The sequence below is a fragment of the Polynucleobacter necessarius genome, from assembly GCF_900096765.1.
GTDB classification, from domain to species: domain Bacteria; phylum Pseudomonadota; class Gammaproteobacteria; order Burkholderiales; family Burkholderiaceae; genus Polynucleobacter; species Polynucleobacter necessarius_F.
In genome coordinates this window covers 1135842-1157990 of the sequence record NZ_LT615228.1, presented here as the reverse complement: position 1 = coordinate 1157990, position 22149 = coordinate 1135842, and the positions used below count along the sequence as shown (strand labels likewise).

The 22149-nt window shown below is 47.0% G+C and carries 18 protein-coding genes and 1 pseudogene; 11 read left to right on the top strand and 8 right to left on the bottom strand.

The features are described from left to right. Positions 1–26: 26 nt before the first annotated feature. Positions 27–2918, bottom strand: a complete 2892-nt coding sequence (locus tag DXE33_RS06015; RefSeq protein ID WP_114639094.1) for a valine--tRNA ligase — start codon at positions 2916–2918, stop codon at positions 27–29. A 24-nt stretch (positions 2919–2942) separates the two neighbouring features. Here DXE33_RS06015 and DXE33_RS06010 point away from each other — a divergent pair, with 24 nt between their 5' ends. Then, entirely contained in the window at positions 2943–5312 is a 2370-nt protein-coding gene (locus DXE33_RS06010; RefSeq protein ID WP_114639093.1) for a UvrD-helicase domain-containing protein, read from the top strand. Here the strand turns inward: DXE33_RS06010 and DXE33_RS10225 are convergent, their stop codons facing one another. From DXE33_RS10225 to DXE33_RS05995, 4 genes and pseudogenes are all read right to left on the bottom strand, one after another. Next, the gene (locus DXE33_RS10225) at positions 5313–5573 is read right to left on the bottom strand and encodes a hypothetical protein (RefSeq protein ID WP_231970420.1); all 261 of its coding nucleotides are present in this window, start codon (positions 5571–5573) and stop codon (positions 5313–5315) included. A gap of 30 nt (positions 5574–5603) precedes the next feature. Then, entirely contained in the window at positions 5604–6086 is a 483-nt protein-coding gene (locus DXE33_RS10220; protein WP_231970419.1) for a BPSS1780 family membrane protein, read from the bottom strand. Continuing rightward, positions 6083–7052: pseudogene (locus DXE33_RS06000) on the bottom strand (homoserine kinase). The gene DXE33_RS10220 and the pseudogene DXE33_RS06000 overlap by 4 nt, the downstream one beginning before the upstream one ends. Before the next feature lie 17 nt (positions 7053–7069). Further along, positions 7070–7414 carry a hypothetical protein gene (locus DXE33_RS05995; protein ID WP_231970417.1) on the bottom strand — a complete coding sequence of 115 codons (345 nt, stop codon included), beginning with the start codon at positions 7412–7414 and terminating at the stop codon, positions 7070–7072. Between the two features lie 150 nt (positions 7415–7564). Between DXE33_RS05995 and polA the strand changes: the two genes are divergently transcribed. From polA to DXE33_RS05980, 3 genes are all read left to right on the top strand, one after another. After that, entirely contained in the window at positions 7565–10390 is a 2826-nt protein-coding gene (gene polA / locus DXE33_RS05990; RefSeq protein ID WP_114639091.1) for a DNA polymerase I, read from the top strand. 76 nt (positions 10391–10466) lie between these two features. Further along, entirely contained in the window at positions 10467–11306 is an 840-nt protein-coding gene (locus tag DXE33_RS05985) for a dienelactone hydrolase family protein (protein WP_231970416.1), read from the top strand. 4 nt (positions 11307–11310) lie between these two features. Further along, positions 11311–12084, top strand: coding sequence for a ZIP family metal transporter (locus DXE33_RS05980; RefSeq protein ID WP_114639089.1), 774 nt, complete (start codon positions 11311–11313; stop codon positions 12082–12084). A gap of 14 nt (positions 12085–12098) precedes the next feature. On the opposite strand, the gene DXE33_RS05975 is transcribed toward DXE33_RS05980, so the two are convergent. Continuing rightward, on the bottom strand, positions 12099–12929 hold the full coding sequence (locus DXE33_RS05975) for a sulfurtransferase (protein WP_114639088.1): 831 nt from the start codon (positions 12927–12929) through the stop codon (positions 12099–12101). Positions 12930–12974: 45 nt separating this feature from the next. Continuing rightward, entirely contained in the window at positions 12975–14081 is a 1107-nt protein-coding gene (locus DXE33_RS05970; RefSeq protein WP_114639087.1) for an aromatic ring-hydroxylating oxygenase subunit alpha, read from the bottom strand. 267 nt (positions 14082–14348) lie between these two features. Between DXE33_RS05970 and xseB the strand changes: the two genes are divergently transcribed. Genes xseB through folE2 form a run of 4 tightly spaced genes read left to right on the top strand, consistent with a single transcriptional unit; the run spans position 14349 to position 18140 of the window. After that, positions 14349–14474, top strand: coding sequence for an exodeoxyribonuclease VII small subunit (xseB, locus tag DXE33_RS10210; RefSeq protein WP_231970415.1), 126 nt, complete (start codon positions 14349–14351; stop codon positions 14472–14474). 3 nt (positions 14475–14477) lie between these two features. Further along, on the top strand, positions 14478–15371 hold the full coding sequence (locus tag DXE33_RS05960; RefSeq protein ID WP_114639086.1) for a polyprenyl synthetase family protein: 894 nt from the start codon (positions 14478–14480) through the stop codon (positions 15369–15371). A 14-nt stretch (positions 15372–15385) separates the two neighbouring features. Continuing rightward, complete coding sequence (gene dxs / locus DXE33_RS05955) at positions 15386–17287, top strand: 1-deoxy-D-xylulose-5-phosphate synthase (RefSeq protein WP_114639743.1); 1902 nt, start codon at positions 15386–15388, stop codon at positions 17285–17287. Between the two features lie 25 nt (positions 17288–17312). Beyond that, positions 17313–18140 carry a GTP cyclohydrolase FolE2 gene (folE2, locus tag DXE33_RS05950; protein ID WP_114639085.1) on the top strand — a complete coding sequence of 276 codons (828 nt, stop codon included), beginning with the start codon at positions 17313–17315 and terminating at the stop codon, positions 18138–18140. Between the two features lie 20 nt (positions 18141–18160). On the opposite strand, the gene tsaD is transcribed toward folE2, so the two are convergent. Then, positions 18161–19234, bottom strand: coding sequence for a tRNA (adenosine(37)-N6)-threonylcarbamoyltransferase complex transferase subunit TsaD (gene tsaD / locus DXE33_RS05945; protein ID WP_114639084.1), 1074 nt, complete (start codon positions 19232–19234; stop codon positions 18161–18163). Positions 19235–19306: 72 nt separating this feature from the next. Here tsaD and rpsU point away from each other — a divergent pair, with 72 nt between their 5' ends. The 3 genes from rpsU (at position 19307) to dnaG (ending at position 22089) form a co-directional block, all read left to right on the top strand. Then, on the top strand, positions 19307–19516 hold the full coding sequence (rpsU, locus tag DXE33_RS05940) for a 30S ribosomal protein S21 (protein WP_114639083.1): 210 nt from the start codon (positions 19307–19309) through the stop codon (positions 19514–19516). A 130-nt stretch (positions 19517–19646) separates the two neighbouring features. Then, positions 19647–20093, top strand: a complete 447-nt coding sequence (locus DXE33_RS05935) for a GatB/YqeY domain-containing protein (RefSeq protein WP_114639082.1) — start codon at positions 19647–19649, stop codon at positions 20091–20093. Positions 20094–20139: 46 nt separating this feature from the next. Further along, the gene (gene dnaG, locus DXE33_RS05930; protein ID WP_114639081.1) at positions 20140–22089 is read left to right on the top strand and encodes a DNA primase; all 1950 of its coding nucleotides are present in this window, start codon (positions 20140–20142) and stop codon (positions 22087–22089) included. Positions 22090–22149: the final 60 nt, after the last annotated feature.

The following is a 22149-nucleotide window of genomic DNA, read 5'->3' as shown; positions in this document are numbered from 1 at the left end:
GATCCGATCGTATTCTGAATGACAGATTATTTGAGACGTTCTAATTGTGCAACAAGCTTCTCATAGTTTTGTTCAAAACCGCTAAGACGATGTTTTTCTTGGGCAACAACCTCAGCTGGGGCGCGAGCTACGAAACTCTCATTGCTAAGCTTGCTGCGTGCTTTAGTAATTTCATTGGCAAGACGCTCAATTTCCTTGCCCAGGCGAATCCGTTCTGCTGCAACATCCACCTCAATCTTGAGCAAGAGCTTGATATCACCCACTAGGGCAATCGGTGCGCCAGGAGCCTCTTTTTCAAGGGCGGATTCATCGCTGTAGATTTTAACTTCGGTCAGTTTGGCTAAAGCCAGCAAATAAGGGGTTGCCTTTTCTAGAAAAGCTTGTGGGCCATAAATCCAGAGTGGTACTTTTTGTGCCGGAGAAACTTGCATCTCGCCACGCAAATTACGGCAGGCATCCACAATCGCTTTCACCTGAGCTACCCAAGCTTCGCTTTGCTCATCAATCTTTTCAGGTTGCGCTACCGGATAAGGTTGTAATGCAATAGTCTGCTTGTTTTGTTTTGCGAGCTCTTTGCCAGACTTAGGTCCGACAGTTTGCCAAAGCGTTTCCGTTATAAAGGGGATGAGTGGGTGAGCCATGCGCAAAATGGTCTCTAGTACTCGCAATAGGGTACGGCGGGTCGCGCGCTGTTGAGCAGGGGTGCCAGTTTGCAACTGCACTTTGGCTAGTTCCAAATACCAGTCGCAATACTCATCCCAAACAAATTGATAAATGCTGCTGGCGATATTGTTAAAACGATAGTTCTCAAAGCCTTTTGCAACTTCGGCTTCAGTTCTTTGTAGTTGCGAAACAATCCAGCGATCTGCCGGTGAGAAATCCAAATAACCTTCTGGGCCGCACTGGTTATCACAGGGCGCTAGACCATTGTCCTCATCGCCGCCGGGGCAGTTCATAAGCACAAAGCGAGTTGCATTCCAAAGCTTGTTGCAGAAATTGCGATAACCTTTGCAACGCTTTTGATCAAAGTTGATGTTGCGCCCCAAGGATGCTAAGGAGGCGAAGGTAAAACGCAATGTATCTGTTCCAAATGCTGGAATACCCTCAGGAAATTCTTTTTTGGTTTTCTTGCTAATGCTCTCAGCTTGTTTGGGGTTCATTAAGCCAGTCGTGTGCTTACCTACAAGCTCTTCAATCTTGATGCCATCAATCAAATCGATTGGATCCAAGGTATTGCCTTTGGACTTACTCATCTTCTGGCCTTCGGCATCACGTACTAAGCCGTGTACATACACCGTATTAAATGGCACCTTGCCAGTGAAATGACAAGTCATCATCACCATACGTGCCACCCAGAAGAAGATGATGTCAAAACCGGTCACCAATACTGATGAAGGTAAGAAGTGATTTAGGGCAGGTGTTTCATCTGGCCAGCCGAGCGAGCTAAATGGAACGAGTGCTGAGCTAAACCAGGTATCTAGAACATCTGGATCACGGTTGAGTGCACCCGTGTAGCCAGCTGCAGCAGCTTTAGACTTGGCTTCCTCCTCAGAGCGTGCTACAAAGATCTGACCATCATCACCGTACCATGCAGGAATCTGATGGCCCCACCAGAGTTGACGAGAGATACACCAATCCTGAATGTTTTCTAACCACTGGGTGTAAGTGTTAATCCAGTTTTCTGGAACCAGCTTGATATCCCCTTTGGTAACGGCATCTAATGCAGCGCCTGCAATCGATGAGCCAGATTTGTATTTGTTATCAGAGCTTGGTTTAGACATGGCTACAAACCACTGGTCTGTCAGCATCGGTTCAATAATGGTTTGAGTGCGATCGCCGCGTGGCACCATCAATTTGTGCGGCTGTACTTTTTCTAGTAAGCCGACTGCCTCTAGATCTGTAACCACTTGTTTGCGGGCTACAAAGCGATCCATACCTTGGTATGCTTCAGGCGCATTCTCATTGATCTTGGCATCTAAAGTCAGAATATTGATCATCGGCAACTGATGACGCTGACCTACGGCATGGTCATTAAAGTCATGCGCGGGCGTTACCTTAACAACGCCAGTACCAAAGTTTAGATCAACGTAATCATCTGCAATGATGGGAATCTCGCGATTGCACAAGGGTAGATTTACGGATTTGCCGATGAGATGTTTGTAGCGTTCGTCTTCTGGGTTCACCATGACGGCAACGTCACCCAGCAAGGTTTCAGGGCGAGTGGTAGCAACCGTGAGATGGCCAGAGCCATCGGTGAGTGGGTAGCGGATGTGCCACATGGAGCCATCTTCTTCTTCACTCACCACTTCCAAATCAGAAACTGCGGTACCTAAAACAGGATCCCAGTTCACTAAGCGTTTACCGCGGTAGATAAGGCCTTGCTCATGCAAACGTAAAAATACTTCCACAACTGCTTTGGACATCTTGCTGTCCATCGTAAAATACTCTTTACCCCAATCAATCGATGCACCAAGGCGACGAATTTGGCGAGTGATGGTGTTACCAGAAGTTTCCTTCCATTCCCAAACTTTTTCTAAAAACTTTGCACGACCCAAATCATGGCGAGAGACTTTTTGAGCATCTAGCTGACGCTCCACAACAATTTGCGTTGCAATGCCGGCATGGTCTGTGCCAGGAACCCATAAAGTATTTTTGCCAGACATACGTGCATGTCGAACCAAGCCATCCATGATGGTTTGGTTAAAAGCGTGACCCATATGTAGGGTGCCAGTGACATTGGGTGGTGGTAACTGAATCGAAAAATTACCCTTGCCTTCATCCATGCTGGCATCAGCGATACCGCGACGTTCCCATTCGGGACCCCAGTAGGCTTCAATTGGGGCGGGTTCGTAGGACTTGGCGAGTTCATCAACTGAACCGGCCAGTGGCGATTTAGGGGTATTTGAGGCATTTGGCATAAGAGGCAAATTATAATTGGGGCGATGTACTTGTACTCAGACTTGCTCGCGAACCTCAATCCAGAACAGCGCGAGGCAGTGACCCTCCCGCCCGTCAATGAAAATGGCCAGGCCCAGTCTGCCTTGATTCTGGCGGGGGCAGGGAGCGGTAAAACCCGCGTCCTCACCACCCGTATAGCCTGGTTGATTCAGACTGGCCAGGTATCCCCGATTGGCGTCTTGGCGGTGACGTTTACCAATAAGGCTGCCAAAGAGATGATGGTGCGCTTAAGTGCTATGTTGCCGATTAATACCCGGGGTATGTGGATTGGCACCTTCCATGGCCTTTGTAATCGCTTATTGCGAGCCCATCATAAAGAGGCGGGCTTACCCTCAACTTTTCAGATCTTGGATACCCAAGATCAGTTATCGGCGATTAAGCGACTTTTGAAGGGCTTAAAGATTGATGACGAAAAATATCCGCCTAAGCAATTGCAATACTTTATTGCGCATGCAAAAGAGCGTGGACAGCGCGCTAAAGATTTAGCAGTGGGTGATGACTTTCAAGCCAAGATGGCGCAACTCTATGCGGCTTACGATGAGCAGTGCCAGCGTGAGGGCGTAGTGGACTTTGCCGAGCTACTGTTACGTAGCTATGAATTGCTCAAGCATAGCGAGCCGATCCGCACTCACTATCAAGAACGATTTCGTCATATTCTGATTGACGAGTTTCAGGATACCAATGCATTGCAATACGCCTGGCTTAAATTGCTTTCAGGTCATAATGCCAGTGGTGTGAATGTCAGCGGCATGGGCAGTAGTTCAGTCTTTGCGGTTGGTGATGATGACCAAAGTATTTACGCTTTTCGAGGTGCTGATGTGGAAAACATGCGCCTCTATGAAAAGCAGTTTCATCCGATGCTCGTAAAGCTAGAGCAGAACTATCGCTCGCATGGCCATATTTTGGATACTGCAAATCACTTGATTGCGAATAACGCAGAGCGTCTCGGTAAGAACCTGCGAACTGATGCTGGTCATGGCGAGCCGGTCCGTATCTACGAGGCTCCAAGTGATCATACTGAAGCTGCATGGTTGGTGGATGAAATTAAGGCTTTAGTTAATAGCGGTATCAAGCGAACTGAAGTGGCATTGCTCTACAGAAGTAATGCGCAATCTCGAATTATCGAACATGCCTTATTTTCTGCCGGTATTCCTTATCGTGTATATGGTGGTTTGCGATTCTTCGAGCGTGCCGAGATTAAGCATGCGCTTGCCTACTTACGCTTACTTGAGAATCCAAACGATGACACCTCATTTTCACGCGTAGTGAATTTTCCTACACGCGGCATTGGCGCGAGATCGATTGAGGCTTTGCAAGATGCCGCTAGAGATCAGCAATGCTCTTTGTATGTTGCAGCTTCATCTTTGGAAGGAAAATCGGGTGCCGCTTTGGGTGGATTTATTCGTCTAGTAGATCACATGCGGGAAGCAACGCGTCACAACACTTTGCCCGAGACTGTCGAGTTCGTGATTCAGCATAGCGGTTTGATTCAGCATTACTTATCGGAGCGCGAAGGGCAAGATCGCGTAGAGAACTTACAAGAATTGATTAATGCTGCTACTGCTTTTATAGCGGAAGAGGGTTATGGTCAGGATGCCGCTGCTGCCATGCTTCCAGGTGAGAATGCACCTGGGGTGGTGGAGGTTTCCCCATTGGCAGCCTTTTTATCCCACGCCTCTTTGGAGGCCGGTGACAATCAGGCGCAAGCAGGGCAGGATGCGGTCCAGCTAATGACGGTACATTCGGCCAAAGGATTGGAATTTACCGCGGTGTTTATTACGGGTCTTGAGGAAGGTTTATTTCCTCATGAAAACAGTATTAACGAGCAAAATGGTCTCGAGGAAGAGCGTTGCTTGATGTATGTGGCTATTACAAGAGCCAAAGAGCGCTTATACCTGTCGCACACCCAATCACGCATGCTGCATGGCCAAGTTCGCTACAACATGCCATCGCGCTTTTTAGAAGAGCTACCGTCAGAGTCTCTCAAGTGGCTTACTCCAAAAGCAAAAGACGCACGCTGGGGTGGTAGCGCTAGAACGGGATCTACCTGGCAGGATGGTTACACCCGTCAACGTGAATATGAGTCAAATGATTTCTTTGATTCTGGAAGTGAGCGTCAGCGCTCTGTAAAGCGGGTTGGCTCAGCCTCTACCGAGGTGAAGAGGCTTGCGTCACCACCGCGTGGTGACTATCCATTTAAGGTTGGTCAGAATGTATTTCACACTAAGTTTGGTGAAGGTCGCGTGACGGGGCTTGAGGGTGTTGATGCGGATGCGCGAGCGCAGGTGAACTTTAAGCGTCACGGAGTGAAGTGGCTGCAACTGAGTATTGCTAAGCTTGCAGCGATTGATTAACTACAAAGCAATCACATCCTCAGTGAAGCATGCCTTCCAAGTGGCATAGAAGGAGCAGTGCATGACTGTTAAGCCAGCCATGGAAATTGGCGCAATGATGAATGAAGCCGCTTGACCAAAATCGAATGCATCAAAAATCATACCGATAGTCAGTGGAATCGCAATCAGAACCACACTCCAGATGGTCATGTAGAAAAAGAATGCTGCCTTATTGGTCCAACATGCAATCGCACTAGAGAACAGCGCTTGTGGAACAGGCATATCAGCCCATGCAATTAAGACTGGCGAAAACTACATCAACATTGCTACTGGAATATAGAGCGTAGCGCCAAAAAGTAACACCAAATAAACTTGACGCATTGCTTCAGGAGTAATGGGGTTGTCACCCATCATTAAGGGCAACAGAGTTTCGAAATCCACCAAAAGACTCAGAATAAAGCTGAGCAGAAGAATGAGGCTGGTGTAGATCAGACCCAACTGCAGTATGCGTTTGCGAACCAATACACTGGATTGCAGGGCAACAAAATAAACCGTGGGTTTGATTCGCTCTTGATTAATGGCTTGGCGACAGGCAGTCATAAAACCCACTGACAGTGCTGGCGTCAGCAATAAGATCGCAAAGACGCCAATAATAGGCACGACCACCGCCAGTTGAGCTGTAAAAACATATAGGAAGATCAACATCAAGAATCTCAAGGGATTTTGCTTAAATAGCCAGATACCTTGTCTGATCCAGGTATAGCCTTCTTTAGGGGCAACGGAGTTCAGTTTCATGAGATGCGACGGCTAAGAAGAATACGTTCAAAATGTGTCGGATTGTGAGGTGTGAGCATTTGGGCGTCGCGAGGCAAATAAAAATCCCATAGACGAGAAACCCAAAAACGCAAAGCGGCAGCACGAGTCATTAACGGCCAGCTTGCTTGCTCTTCTTTGGTCAGGGGGCGCACCGACTGGTAGGCCTTCATTAAAGCATCAAAACGCGTGCGGGATCTAGATCTTGCTTGTTCTCGGCAAGGCACCAGTCGTTAACCGTGACGGCTAGATCAAATAACCATTTATCAGTGCCGGCAAAATAAAAATCAAAGAAGCCACCCAATTGATCTTGGCTGGTATCACTAGCATCTTTTGGATCAAATAGCACATTATCGCGAAAGAGGTCGCAGTGGCTGGCACCTTGTGGAAGCTTATCGTAGTTACTAGAAGAAAAGAATTCTTCTTGTGCGGCTAATTCATGGGTTATCAATTCTTTTTGCAATGAATTTAAATGGGGCAACACCAAAGGAATGGTTTGCTGCCACCAGCCAAGATTTCCTGTACCCCCGAAAAGTTTTTACCAGCGATGTGCATCTTTGCCAACATCTCGCCAACGAGTGCACAATGCTTTGCTTCTGGTTGCAAGCGGGATAGACCAGGCAGCTTCGTAACAATGGCTGCTGGTTTACCTTTTAAAGAAAAGAGAATTTCTCCGCGTTTGTTTTCAATCGGTTTTGGAACAGGAATGGCTTGATTAGCAAGGTGGCGCATTAACTCCAAGTAATATGGCAGTTGCTCAGTAGAAAGTCTTTCGAAAATGGTCAGAACATATTCTTGCTTCTTGCCATCATTGATAGTGTCTAAGAAGAAATTAGAATTTTCGATACCACCTTGAATGCCACGTAGGGCGCTTGCTTCACCAATATTGAAGTCTTGAGAGATCCATTGGGAGATCTCATCAAGCTCAATCGGGGTAAAAACAGCCATAAAGCAGTAACGATTCTTTACTGGATCGGAATGCTGATGCTTGGCACGCTCAAGAGACTGCCTTCGCCTGACTGGGCTCCAGGTTTTACAGAATCAGGCGGAGACATTTCATAGGTGGTGTATTTGGTCTTCACTTGGATCTGTGTTGGGCTATTTGCATCCTTATATTCAATCACTTCAGTGCCTGTTGGCTCTTTATGCTGAAAGCTAGGCTGTCTAGTTTCTGGGTTACCCAGAACCCCAGATGGACTTACGGTTGGGGCTAGTGGTTGATTATTGATTCGGTTGAGCTCGGATTGACTGAGGGCTTGACCTGGGTTCTGAGCCTGGGCTGGGTTTGCAACAAAAAACCCAAAAACCATTAAAAAGCTCAATAAAGTCAGACCCTGGCTTAGGGAGTGGCTAATTAAATTTGTTAGAGCATGCATCATTTTTCACCTTTTTAGGCCTATTTGGCCTGATTCCTTAACCAGACCTCTAGGTAGTTCATAACTAGATTGTACGATTGCGGTATGACTAAACATAGACTCTTGTTGGTAGACGGTTCTAGCTACCTGTATCGCGCCTTTCATGCCATGCCAGACCTCAGAAATGGGGCTGGGGAGCCCACTGGGGCTATTTATGGGATGGTGAATATGATGCGCTGGGCCCGGTCGGAGCTAAAGGCCGATCATATTGCCTGTGTTTTTGATGCCAAAGGCAAGACATTCCGGGATGAAATGTATTCCGAATACAAGGCCCATCGATCCCCCATGCCAGAGGACCTGGTTAAGCAAATTGAACCCATTCATGCGATGGTCAAAGCATTAGGCTGGCCAGTATTGATGGTGTCTGGTGTTGAGGCGGATGACGTCATTGGCACTTTGGCAACACAGGCAACACAAGCTGGTTGGGAAACCATTATTTCTACTGGCGATAAAGATTTAGCGCAGTTAGTCAATTCATCTGTCACGCTGATCAATACGATGACAAATGAAAAGTTGGATATCGATGGTGTGATTGAAAAATTTGGAGTGCCGCCAGAACGCATTGTGGATTACTTATCCATTATTGGTGATGCAGTAGATGATGTTCCAGGCGTTCCCAAGGCGGGACCAAAAACTGCAAACAAATGGCTAGCAGAATTTGGTAGTTTAGATAATCTGATAGCCAATGCTGATCAAGTAAAAGGTGTAGTGGGCGAGAATCTTCGCGCTACATTGACTTGGTTGCCACAAGCGCGACAACTGATTACCGTTAAAACAGATTGTGATTTATCGCCTCATCTTCCTGGATTAGATGATTTGCACGCTAAACCTGAAGATGTTGCATTGTTGCGAGAACTATTTGAGCGCTATGCATTTAAAACTTGGTTGCGCGATGTTGAAAAACAGCTGACAAGTCCATCCGGCGGGGCTTCTGAGGAGGCCGCATTTGATTTGGCTAGCACGCCGATTGCTAGTGTGAGCGGGGTAGATGAGAGCAAACAAGCACGCGAGATTGCTAGCGCACCTACCAAAGCACTTTCACAAGATACGGCAGATCTACAGGATGCAATCGAGCGTCACTATGAGTGCATCACCGATGAAGCTGGTCTGGATAAATGGCTTCAAAAAATTGAACAATCTACATTAACTGCTGTAGATACAGAAACTACTAGCTTAGATGCATTAGCAGCAGAATTAGTTGGGATTTCATTATCAGTAAAGCCAGGTGAAGCTTGCTACATTCCGGTAGCGCATCGTAATGGTGAGACACAGCTCAATCGAGATGTAGTGCTTGCGCGAATGAAGCCCTGGTTAGAGAGTCCCAAGCATTTAAAGCTTGGGCAAAACTTAAAGTACGACGCCCATATTTTTGCTAACTATGGAATTACCTTGGGTGGCGTGGCATTTGATACTTTGCTCGAATCGTATGTTTTGGAATCTCATCTGCCACATAATATGGATAGCTTGGCAGAGCGACATTTGGGGATGAAAACAATCCGCTATGAAGAGGTTTGTGGCAAAGGGGTTCATCAGATTGGGTTTGATCAAGTAGATCTGCAGATTGCGACCGACTACGCGGCCGAGGATGCGGATATTACTTTGCGATTACATCTGGAGCTTTGGCCTCAAATACAGGCAAGCCCAGGTCTCCTGTATGTCTATGAAAAGATCGAGATGCCTGCCATGCGTGTTTTGGACATCATGGAGCGTAATGGTATTCGGATTGATTCGGCTTTATTGGCTCAACAAGGCCAACAGGTGGGCAAGCGCCTGCTAGAGCTCGAGGGAGAAATTCATCAGCTTGCTGGGCAGCCATTTAATATCCAATCCCCTAAACAAATTGCAGAAATTTTGTTTGGTCAGCTTCAATTACCAGTGATAAAAAAGACGCCTTCGGGCGCTCCCTCTACTGATGAAGAGGTATTGCAAAAACTCGCCGAGGACTATCCATTGCCAGCGCGCATCTTGGATTACCGCAGTTTGGCTAAGTTGATGTCTACCTATATTGAAAAATTACCGCGGATGGCTGATCCAAAAACGGGTCGTGTGCATACCAACTTCTCTCAAGCGACTGCAGTCACTGGGCGCTTGGCTTCTAGCGATCCTAATTTGCAAAACATTCCAGTGCGTACGGAAGAGGGTCGTCGCATTCGTGAAGCATTTATTCCTGCACCGGGTTGCAAGCTTTTATCTGCAGACTATTCGCAAATTGAGTTGCGCATCATGGCGCATATTGCGCAAGACGAGAATTTATTGACTGCGTTTCGAGAAGGCAAGGATGTTCACCAGGCGACAGCTGCAGAGATCTTTGGCATTCCTTTGGATGAGGTCAATTCTGAGCAGCGTCGCTATGCCAAGGTCATTAATTTTGGGTTGATTTATGGCATGAGTGCATTTGGATTGGCTGGCAACTTAGGAATAGAGCGCTCTGCTGCGCAAAGCTATATTGCCAAGTATTTTGATCGCTATCCAGGTGTTGCGCAGTATATGGAGCGCACCCGTCTTGAGGCTAGAGAAAACGGCTATGTGGAAACTGTCTTTGGGAGAAGATTGTGGTTGCCTGAAATCAAAGGCTCGAACGGCCCTCGTCGTCAGGGTGCTGAGCGAGCTGCGATTAACGCGCCAATGCAGGGTACAGCTGCCGACCTAATTAAATTGGCAATGATTGCGGTTGAAGATTGGCTTGAAAATGCGCAGTTAAAAACAAAATTACTCTTACAAGTCCATGATGAATTGGTCTTTGATGTACCCTTAGATGAGATTGACTTATTACAGGCCAAACTCTCGGATTTAATGTGCAATATAGCGCAGCTTAAAGTTCCTTTAGTCGTCAGCATTGGAGTTGGCGATAATTGGGAAGAAGCGCACTAATCTTTTATTCAATATCGGCGCATGGAGACAAAAAATGACTACTAAGGTAAAAATGCAAGCGGGTAGAAGAGATTTTATGAAGACATCTGTAATGGGTGCCACTGCAATGGGCATTGGTTTTGTGGCCGCTTCTGAGCCAGTCATCGCTGCTGCTATTGAAACAGACTTTAAGGGAATTCAGGCTGGTGAAGTCATGATTCCTGTTGGTAGCTTTCAGTTGCCAGCGTACGTTTCGCGTCCTGAGAAGGCGAAAGGTAGTTTGCCCGTCATTATTGTGGTGAGTGAAATTTTTGGGGTCCATGAATACATTGCAGATGTCACAAGACGTTTTGCCAAGCTGGGTTACCTGGCGATTGCCCCAGAATTCTTTGTGCGCGCTGGCGATCCCAACACCTACGGTACGGTAGCAGACATTCTGACGAATGTCGTAGCTAAAACCCCAGATGCACAAGTAATGAATGACTTGCAGGCTGCCATCGCATGGGCCGGGAAAAATGGTGGGGACTTAAAGCGCGTTGGCGTTACTGGGTTCTGTTGGGGCGGCCGTATTACTTGGCTATCAGCGACCTTGCCTCAGGTCAAAGCTGGTGTTGCTTGGTATGGCCATTTGATTGATGAAAAAACTGAGGGTAATCCGCGCCATCCAGTGGATATTGCTGCTGACTTAAAAGCTCCTGTTCTTGGTTTATATGACGGTGCTGATGCTGGTATCTCATTGGAAAGCGTTGACCAGATGCGCGCTGCATTAGCAAAGGTAGCGCCCATCAATCCTGCGGCCAAAGCCTCACTGATTGAAGTCTATCCAGATGCGCCTCATGCTTTTCATGCTGACTATCGAGCCACTTATCGCGAAGGTCCCGCTAAAGATGGTTGGGAAAAGTGTCTCGCTTGGTTTAAGAAAAACGGAGTAGTTTAAGTACATGGCTGTCTTACAGAGTATTGTCTTAATTACTGCCTTAGCAGGTGTTACTAGCGTCCTCATCGCGGCGAGTTTTTCTGTGACCTTGTTGTCCAAGATGGTTAACAATATGGTGAGTTTTTCAGTTGGCATCTTACTTGCCACTGCTCTGCTGCACTCTTTGCCAGAAGCTTTTAATATCCCAGGCACTCGCCCCCAACTTTTATTTGCAACATTGCTAGCTGGTTTATTTGGATTTTTCTTGTTAGAAAAAATTGCTCTACTACGCCATGATCACCACCATGAAGGCGATGGTCATCATCACCATCATGGTCATGATGCTGAGAATGCTGGTCGAAGCGGCTGGATGATTTTGGTGGGGGATGGTATTCATAATTTTGTTGATGGCATTTTGATTGCTGCTGCATTTATGGCTGATTACCAGGTGGGTATTTTTACAGCGATTGCGATCATTGCCCACGAGATTCCACAGGAAATCGGAGACTTCATTGTTCTACTCAATGCTGGTTTCTCGCGTACCCGTGCTTTGATCTACAACTTGATTTGTGGCTTATCTGCAGTGGTGGGTGGAGTCTTGGCCTATTTCTTCTTAGAGCGCGCTCACGCCGCTATGCCTTACTTGCTAGTCGTCGCAGCTAGCAGTTTTATTTATATTGCCGTGAGCGATTTGATTCCACAAATGCACCGTCGTCCGCACTGGGCCGAGTCATTACGTCAAACAGTATTAATTGCATGTGGTGTAGGTTTTGTTATCCTACTTTCAATGCTCCATTAGGTAGGTGAAATAAATTAGAGCTCCACTGGTCTGCTGGAATCGGCGCACCACTCACTCCAGCTGCCAGCATATAGGCGTGAGCCTTTCAGACCAGCAAGCTCCATAGCCAATAGGTTGTGGCAAGCCGTCACTCCCGAACCGCATTGGTGAATCACATCAGCAGGCTTAACGGGACCCAATAACTCCACAAAATCTTTAAAGAGCTGCTCTGCTGGTTTGAATGCTGTCGCTGAGAGATTGTTTTTAAAGAAACGATTTATAGCCCCAGGGATATGACCGCCAACGGGATCTAAGGTTTCGTTTTGACCATGAAAGCGATCATTGGCGCGCGCGTCAATTATGGTGTTTTTCTTGGTTTGTAAATTACTTACCATTTCATCAACTAAAACCAGGCCAACATAAGGTCTTGGTTCTATTGCTTGGGGGCTGGGGATTGGTTTGCGAGGAACAGTTCCCATGGGGCCATTCCAGGCATCTAGTCCACCATCAAGGACTTGCACTTTTGCGTGACCGCTTGTTTTTAGCATCCACCACAGACGACTTGCATACACTGAACCTTGTTTATCGTAAGCAACGACCAAGGTGTTGGGGGTAATGCCTAGGCGGATTTTGGTTTTTGCCCAAGCTTCTGGCGAAGGTAAAGGATGTCTGCCATTGACACCATTTTTTGGTCCCGATAGATCGTGATCAAGGTCCACATAAATAGCGCCCGGAATATGACTTTCTTCGTAGGCTTTTTGGCCATATAGCGGATCGACTAGATCAAAGCGACAGTCACACAACAAGACCTCCTCACCGCTATTAATGATTTCTTCTAACTGATTTGCGGAAATTAGAGGAGTCATGGTGCTTCCTTTTTAGTGGAAAGACGTGGGAACGAATGAGTAAGATTATGCGCCCTGAAAGTTCATGACGCGGCGATACCACTCATGAAAATGTTGCATACCATCTTCCATAGGGCTTTGATAAGGACCCACTTCATTGATGCCGCGTGCATAAAGTGCTGCGCGACCTTGATCCATGCGCTCACCAATTTCATCATCTTCGATGCAGGTTTCCATATACGCCGCACGTTCAGCTTCAACAAACTCACGCTCAAAAAGAGCGATTTCTTCTGGGTAATAAAACTCCACAATGTTGCGAGTTTTATTGATACCCATAGGATGAAGTGTGGAAACGCACAGTACGCCTGGATACCACTCCACCATGACATTGGGGTAGTAGGTAAGCCAGATAGCTCCGTGGCGCGGAGCTTTGCCGCCAAATTGGCGTAGCACCGCTTCATGCCAGTTGCGATAGGTTGGGGAGCCTGGTTTTTGAAGATCTTTGTGAATGCCAACTGTCTGCACGCTATGCCAATCGCCGAATTCCCAATTCAAATCTTCGCATGAAACAAACTTACCTAAGCCTGGGTGAAAGGGAACAACGTGGTAGTCCTCGAGGTAAACCTCGATGAATGTTTTCCAGTTGTAATTGCAATCATGTACTTCAACATGATCGAGCATATAGTCGTCAAACTTGAGGTCATTTGCAACACCAAGTTTTGCAAGATCGGTATTGACGTCTCGTGGACCCTCAAATAAGAGGCCTTGCCAATTTTGTAGTGGAGATTTACCTAAATTTAAACAAGGCTTATCCACAAAGTGTGGCGCGCCTAATAATTTTCCACCTAAGTCATAAGTCCAGCGATGCAGTGGGCAAACAATATTGTCTGCCTTGCCTTTGCCATTCAGCATGAGTGCTTGGCGATGGCGGCAGACATTGGAAAGCAGTTCAATACCCTCTTGGTTACGCACGAGGATGCGTCCTTCGTTTTCAGCGCTAAGAGTTTGATAGGAGCCAACTTCTGGCACCATGAGTTCGTGACCTACATAGCCGGGACCCTGCTTAAAAAGCAGTTCAATTTCCTGCTGATATAGGTCAGCGTCAAAATATGCCGAAACCGGCAGTTGTAGATTGGACGGCGCAAGCTTTTGCGCGGTAGCCAGATTAGTCATTCTCCCCACCCCCGAAAACGTCAGCCGAAGCTAAGCGGAATAACCAATCCAACCATCGACGGATCGATATTGGAAAGGAAGGGGTGGATTATACCCATCTGAAGGGGTTCTCGCTTTAATATGTAGGGCTATCCGTACGGGAATTAGAGGAAATTAGCTTATGCCAGCCAAGAAGTCAGAGAGTCAAAACCAGGCCTTGAGGTCCAGATCGACCCAGATCTTCGCTATGAGCAGGCCATTAAGGAGCTTGAAAAGCTCATTTCTGATATGGAATCTGGCAAATTTTCCCTGGAAGAGACCTTATTGGCTTATCAGCGCGGTGCGGCATTGCTGAAACATTGCCAAGGAGTTCTTGCGCAAGTTGAGCAGCAAGTGCGAGTATTTGAGGCTTAAAGATTGAGCGCTACGGTTTCATTTCAAGAGTGGATCAGTACTCATTCTGAGCGATGCGAATCTGCTTTAGATCGTTTGCTTGATTCTGTGCAAACGAATCCTTGGCGCTTGCATGAGGCAATGCGTTATGCAGCTCAAGGCGGTGGTAAGCGGATTCGACCTTTATTGGTGTATGCAGCAGGACAGCTTGCAGAACAGACATCTGACGAAACTCTCGACGCCGCTGCTGTTGCGATTGAATGTATTCATGCCTACTCATTGGTGCATGATGATTTGCCCTGTATGGATGATGATGATCTTCGGCGTGGCAGACCTACTGTACACAAAGCCTTTGATGAGGCAACTGCCTTGCTGGTTGGTGATGCACTACAAACGCGGGCATTCGAAGTGCTTGCAAATGCAACAGCTCCCGCAGAAATGCGTTTGAAAATGATTACTGCTTTAGCGATGGCATCTGGCTCACGCGGTATGGCTGGTGGCCAAGCCATTGACTTAGAGAGTGTTGGTAAAAAATTGGATCTTGCTGGTTTACAACTTATGCACGCGATGAAGACTGGCGCTTTGCTTTCCTGTGCGGTGGAGCTGGGTGGTATTGCGGCCAACCTGAACGAAGCACAATTAGCTCATTTGGGGCAGTATTCAAAAGCCCTAGGCTTGGCTTTTCAGATTGTGGATGATGTGCTGGATGCGACCGCCGATAGTCAAACCCTTGGAAAAACTGCAGGTAAAGACGCGGCGGCGAACAAGTCAACCTATGTCACCTTGATGGGTTTAGATTATGCACAAAAGCAAGCTAAAGAATTGCAGGGAAACGCTATCAAAAGCTTAGAAGGTTTTGGTAGCAAAGCGCAGGCCTTGAAAGATTTAGCTCTATTGGTTGTCAATAGAGGTAAATGACAAATTTAGATTCAATGACTTTACATTCGATTAACTCCCCTGATGATTTAAAAGAACTCACTCGCGAAGAGCTTCCAGTTCTTGCGGATGAATTACGCCAATTTGTTTTAGATTCTGTTTCTAAAACAGGCGGTCACCTATCTTCGAACTTAGGAACGGTGGAGTTATCGATCGCTTTGCATTACGTATTCGATACCCCACGCGATCGCATCGTCTGGGATGTGGGTCATCAGAGCTACCCACATAAGATTTTGACTGGTCGCCGAGAGCGCATGAGCACTCTGCGTCAGTTCAAGGGTTTATCAGGCTTTCCTCACAGGGCTGAAAGTGAATTTGATGCTTTTGGCACAGGCCATTCCTCAACGAGTATTTCTGCCGCGATGGGCATGGCACGCGCTTTTCAAACCAAGGGCGAACGTCAAGTTGCGGTTGCCGTGATTGGCGATAGCGCTATGACTGGTGGTATGGCTTTTGAAGCGATGAACAATGCTGGTGTCTATGATGACCTACCACTGGTAGTGATCTTGAATGACAACGACATGTCGATCTCGCCAGCGGTCGGAGCGCTCAATCGCCATTTAGCAAGACTGCTAAGCGGCAATATTTATTCGGCAACTAAAAAAGGGATTGATAGCGTTCTCTCCATTGCGCCACCTTTGCGAGAGTTTGCAAAGCGCCTTGAGGATCATGCCAAGGGTATGGTTTCTCCATCAACGATCTTCCAAGAATTTGGCTTTAACTATTTTGGCCCTATTGATGGCCATGATTTAGATGCGTTGATTCCTATGCTGCAAAACGTTCGCTGCCTAGCAATTGAAGGTCGAGGCCCACAGTTCTTGCACGTTGTTACTAAAAAAGGCCAGGGTTACGAACTTGCTGAGGCTGATCCAGTCCTCTATCACGGCCCTAGTAAATTTAATCCTGAGGAAGGCGTTAAAAAGCTGACGGCTAGCAAACAAACCTTTACACAAGTATTTGGTGAGTGGTTGTGCGATATGGCTCATGCTGATCCATTGCTGATTGGCATCACGCCTGCGATGCGTGAGGGTTCAGGCTTAGTGGAGTTTGAGCAGAACTTTCCTAAGCGCTACTACGATGTTGGCATTGCCGAGCAACATGCTGTGACTTTTGCAGCGGGTATGACATGTGAAGGCATGAAGCCGGTGGTGGCGATTTACTCAACCTTCTTGCAGCGCGCGTACGATCAACTGATTCATGATGTCGCTCTACAAGATTTGCCAGTGCTGTTTGCCTTAGACCGTGCTGGCTTGGTCGGTGCTGATGGCGCAACACATGCCGGCGCTTACGATATCTCTTTCTTACGTTGCATTCCGAACATGTTGGTGATGACGCCTGCTGATGAGGCAGAGTGTCGAGACTTGTTAACTACTGCATTTCATCAACCACACCCAAGTACAGTCCGCTATCCACGGGGCTCTGGTATTGGAGCGATTCCCTCAGCTGAGTTGCGTACTTTGCCATTGGGAAAAGGTGAGATTCGTCGTAAATCGAATGCACCTGCTGGTAAGCGTGTAGCGATTCTTGCTTTTGGAACATTGCTTTATCCTGCATTAGAAGTTGCCGATGCTATTGATGCAAGCGTGGCCAATATGCGCTTTGTTAAGCCACTCGATATCGATTTGATTCAATCTTTGGCAGAGAGTCACGATTATCTTGTCACGATAGAGGATGGTGTGATAGCTGGTGGTGCGGGTAGCGCATGTCTTGAGGCGCTCTCAAGCATAGGTATCAATAAGTCCTTATTGCAGTTAGGTCTTCCTGATGAATTCATCGAGCATGGTGACTACAGCTTGCTGATGACCAAGTGCGGTTTAGATGCAGAAGGTATTACGAATTCCATAAAGCGGCGTTTTCCAGCAGTTTTAGCTACAAATTTCGTAGTTCTGGGCAAATAAGCCCGTTTTGCTTGAAAATAGAGTGATGAACGATCTGAATCCCGCTTTCCTTAAAGCTTCCGCAATGCCCGATGTGCAATCCTCATTGGATGAGCGCGCATTGCCAATTGAGCAAGTGGGTATTCGTGGAGTGCGTCATCCTCTGACCATTCGAAGCGCTTCTGGAAACTTTCCCTCTGTTGGTACTTTTGAAATGGATGTGGCATTACCAGCCCATGTGAAGGGTACACATATGTCTCGTTTCATGGCGCTCTTACAAAAGCAAGATCAAGCTGTTGATAGCACTACCGTAGTCGCTTTGGTGCGTGAGATGCTGCCATTGCTCGATGCAAAAGAAGGCCATATTCAATTTACCTATACCCACTTTGTAAAAAAAGCAGCGCCAGTATCCGGTGTTGAAAGCTTGATGGATTACGAAGTCACCTGGATGGCTACTGCCAAGCAAAATGCAACAGGTAACACGGATGTAGAACTTGGTTTGCGTGCGCAAGTACCGGTGATGAGTTTGTGCCCATGCTCAAAAGAGATTTCTGAATTTGGTGCGCACAATCAACGCTCACATGTCACGATGACAGTGGTACTTGATTCAAGCACCCAAATGACGGTAGAGGATTTGGTCACTGCAGCGGAGAGTGAAGCCTCCAGTGAGTTATGGGGATTACTCAAGCGCCCTGATGAAAAGTGGGTCACTGAACATTCTTATAGCAACCCCAAGTTTGCCGAAGATTTAGTGCGTGATGTAGCTGGGCGCCTTAAGGCCGATCAGCGTATCGGATCTTTTGTGGTTGAAGTAGAAAACTTTGAGTCCATCCATAACCACAGCGCATTTGCTCGCATCAGTCATCAAAAATGAATTTACACATTTAAAGCAAGCTAACTCAGGTTGTTGCTTTGCAAATCCCAACGGGGTTTGATATCAAAGGCTCCAGATGTTGTGGAGCCATTATTTTTAGCTAGCAATCGCAGGGCACCAGCAAACGCAATCATGACGCCGTTATCAGTGCATAGCTCAAGCGGTGGGTAATGTACTTGGAAATGGTTTTTCAAGGCAATTTCATTGAGGGAGTTGCGCAGTTGCGTATTTGCTCCAACACCTCCGGCTAATACCAAATGTTTGCAGCCAGTTTGCTTAAGTGCTTTTTTGGATTTGCTCACTAGGACAGCAACAATCGATTCGACAAAGCTTCTGGCTAAATCCGCATGAAATTGACTGACTGCCTTTGCATCAGTCATTTTTTGTCCTTCAAACTTTTTCACTTGATTGAGAACAGCAGTTTTTAAGCCAGAGAAAGAGAAATCTAAATCACCTGAATGCAGCATTGGTTTTGGTAAATCAAACATGCCGGGGCGTCCTCTTTCTGCAAGCCTGGAAATGGCTGCCCCGCCTGGGTAATCAAGCCCCAGTAATTTAGCGGTTTTATCAAATGCCTCGCCGGCTGCGTCATCTAAGGTTTCACCTAAGAGTTCGTATTGGCCAATGCCGGAGACTTTCATCAGCTGGGTATGTCCGCCGGAGACCAAAAGGGCGATAAATGGAAATTGAGGGGTAGATTGGCCTAAAAGCGGCGAAAGTAGGTGACCCTCCAAGTGATGCACCCCAATGGAGGGTAAATTGAGGCCCTGGGCTAGAGATTTTGCAAATGCACTTCCAACCAGAAGGGCGCCAGCTAAACCAGGACCTTGGGTATAGGCGACTGCATTGATATCGGCCAATTTGAGGCCAGATTGGTCTAAAGATTGGTCCAAAAGGGGTAACACACGCCGAATATGGTCTCTAGAGGCTAGTTCTGGAACTACACCCCCATAGTCCCGGTGCATGGCGATCTGAGAGTGCAAACCCTGGCCTAGAATGCCTAAAAATGCAGGTTTACCGGTCTCAAAGGGCTCTGTGTTGTATAAAGCCACTCCGGTTTCGTCACAAGAAGTTTCTATCCCTAAAACAATCATTTTTTGGCTTTGTCGTGCTAGAATCGCAATTCAGTTAATTTTTCCTATCGAGCATATACGAGTTAAATAAGTATGACTACAGTCCGCCTCCGCGAAAACGAACCATTTGAAGTGGCATTGCGCCGTTTCAAGCGCACCATTGAAAAAAATGGTCTTTTGACAGACTTGCGTGCCCGCGAGTTTTACGAGAAGCCAACAGCTGAGCGTAAGCGTAAAAAGGCTGCTGCTAAACGCCATTACAAGCGTATTCGCAGCCAAATGTTGCCTAAGAAGCTTTACTAATAGAATTTAAAAGCTCTCTCCACCGAGAAGCTTTGAAACCCGCTGACGGTGAAACGCAGCGGGTTTTTGCTTTTTGAATTACCGAATAAAGTTAGATAAATATATTTAATAAAAGCACCGGGATCACATCATGAGTCTGAAAGATCAAATTACCGAAGATATGAAATCAGCTATGCGTGTAAAAGAAACTGCACGACTTGGCACCATTCGTCTTTTATTGGCCGCTATTAAGCAGCGTGAAGTAGATGATCGCATCGTGCTCGATGATGCTGCCATTATTTCAACGATTGAAAAGATGATTAAGCAACGTAAAGACCCCATCTCTCAGTTTGAAAAAGCAGGGCGCGATGATTTGGTTGCTGTCGAATCTGCTGAGATGGTGATCCTCCAGGAGTACTTGCCGGCACAAATGTCTGATGCTGAGGTACAGGCTGCCATAGCCGCAGCCATTGCCTCTACAGGCGCTTCTGGCGCGCAGGATATGGGTAAAGTGATTAGTGTTCTCAAAGGCCAGCTGGCTGGCAAAGCTGATATGTGTAAGGTTTCTGGTTTAGTCAAGGCAGCGCTCGCCAAGTAAGTCAAACTCTTAAACCCAAAAGATAAAACAGTTTCATACTTATTGTATGGCACTTATTCCCCAATCCTTCATTGCCGATCTCTTAAATCGGGTCGATATTGTTGATGTGGTTGGGCAGCATGTTAAGTTAAAAAAAGCGGGCGCGAACTATCAAGGCTTATGCCCCTTTCACTCTGAGAAGTCCCCTTCATTTTCCGTATCGCCAACAAAGCAGTTTTATCACTGCTTTGGTTGTGGTGCACACGGCTCAGCGATTAGTTTTCTGATGGAGTACTCCGGTCTTGGTTATGTCGATGCGATTGAGGACTTAGCGCGTTCTGCCGGTTTAGATGTGCCGCGCGAAGAGCGTACAGCAACTGATGTTGCCCGCCAACAGCAAGCAATGGCACTGAGCGAGGTGATGAGTTCAGCGGCCGAATGGTATCGTCAACAGCTTAAAAATAGCAGTCGTGCTGTGGACTACCTCAAGGGGCGTGGTCTTACTGGTGAAATTGCTAAACGTTATGCTTTGGGGTATGCCCCAGATGGTTGGCAAGGCCTTGAGGCTGTTTTTGGGCCTTATTCCAATGATGAGGTTGCAAAGACTTTGGTTGAGGGCGGCTTGCTAATACAAGGTGAGCAGTCAGAGGGCTCTCCAGTCAAGCGATATGACCGTTTTCGTGATCGTGTCATGTTTCCCATTCGCAATCCCAAAGGTCAAACCATTGGTTTTGGTGGGCGCATACTCGATCAAGGTGAGCCCAAATATTTAAATTCTCCTGAGACGCCACTCTTTTCCAAAGGCAATACGCTTTATGGATTATTTGAAGCAAGGCAAGCTATTCGAGCGCAAGAATATGTTTTAGTCTGCGAAGGCTATATGGATGTAGTGGCGCTGGCGCAATTAGGATTTCCCAATGCAGTTGCAACATTGGGCACAGCATGCACTGCAAACCATGTGCGCATGTTGCTACGACAGACTGATAAAGTGGTGTTCTCTTTCGATGGCGATTCTGCAGGTCAACGTGCTGCGCAACGTGCTTTAGAGGCATGTTTACCGCTCATGTCAGACGACAAAGAAATTCGTTTCTTATTTTTGCCTACTGAGCATGATCCAGATAGTTATGTTCGTGCTTATGGTGCTCCTGCTTTTGAAAAAGTCATTAAAGAAGCAATGTCTATCTCCAGTTTCTTTTTCAAAATCGCAAGTGACGGTCATGATTTAACTACCCCAGAGGGTAGAGCCCATACCCATCACGCGGCTAAGCCTCTATTGCTATCAATGCCACCAATTGCTTTGCGTACACAGATTCTGCGAGAGCTGGCGATTCGAACTAACACTACCCCTACCGAGCTAGAAGCATTTTGCGGTTTAACTATCGTGCCGGCTCCTGTTCAGGCGTCTATATATCAAGCTGCGCAAGCAAGGGCGCAAACTAATCCAAATACCTTTTCAAATTCCGGAAATAGACAGGGTGCTCCATGGCAAGCCTCCAAGGGTTCTGCTAAACGAGTGGCAGGCCAGAATTTTGAGCCACCTAAAGCGCCAACTGATTTAGCTGAGCAGATGTTGCGGGTACTCATTCAATTCCCGCATCTAGGAAAAGCGCTTGATAGCAATGAGCGAGCACTCGCTCTTAAGGCTGCTGAGCAAAGATCAGCTAACGCACTTGCCCTGATGAAGGATCTACTCATGCAGTGTGATTTAGTTGAACTCATTCCCGGCGAAGATGGCAAACCCGCAAGTGTTGGGGCTGGTGCTTTTGCGATGTTTCAAGATCAACTCTCGCGCAGCGAGTTAGCGCCCATGTACGAAGTGCTGCGCAAGAGGGTCATGGGTTCTGATTTAGAGCTCGAGGGTGCGGTTGCAGATCTGAGTGGTAGTTTGAAAAAACTGGAGCTAATAGAACTCAAGCAAGAAATGACGGAAATCGCTCAAAAAATTGCTGGAAGCACAGCTAACGAGCAAGATCGTGTCAGATATCGTGAATTAGGCGAAAAGCTGAAGATGGTCTAAGAATTTCTTTAAATACCCCTAGAAAATACGCAAAATCACCCCATCTTTTTAGGTAAACCG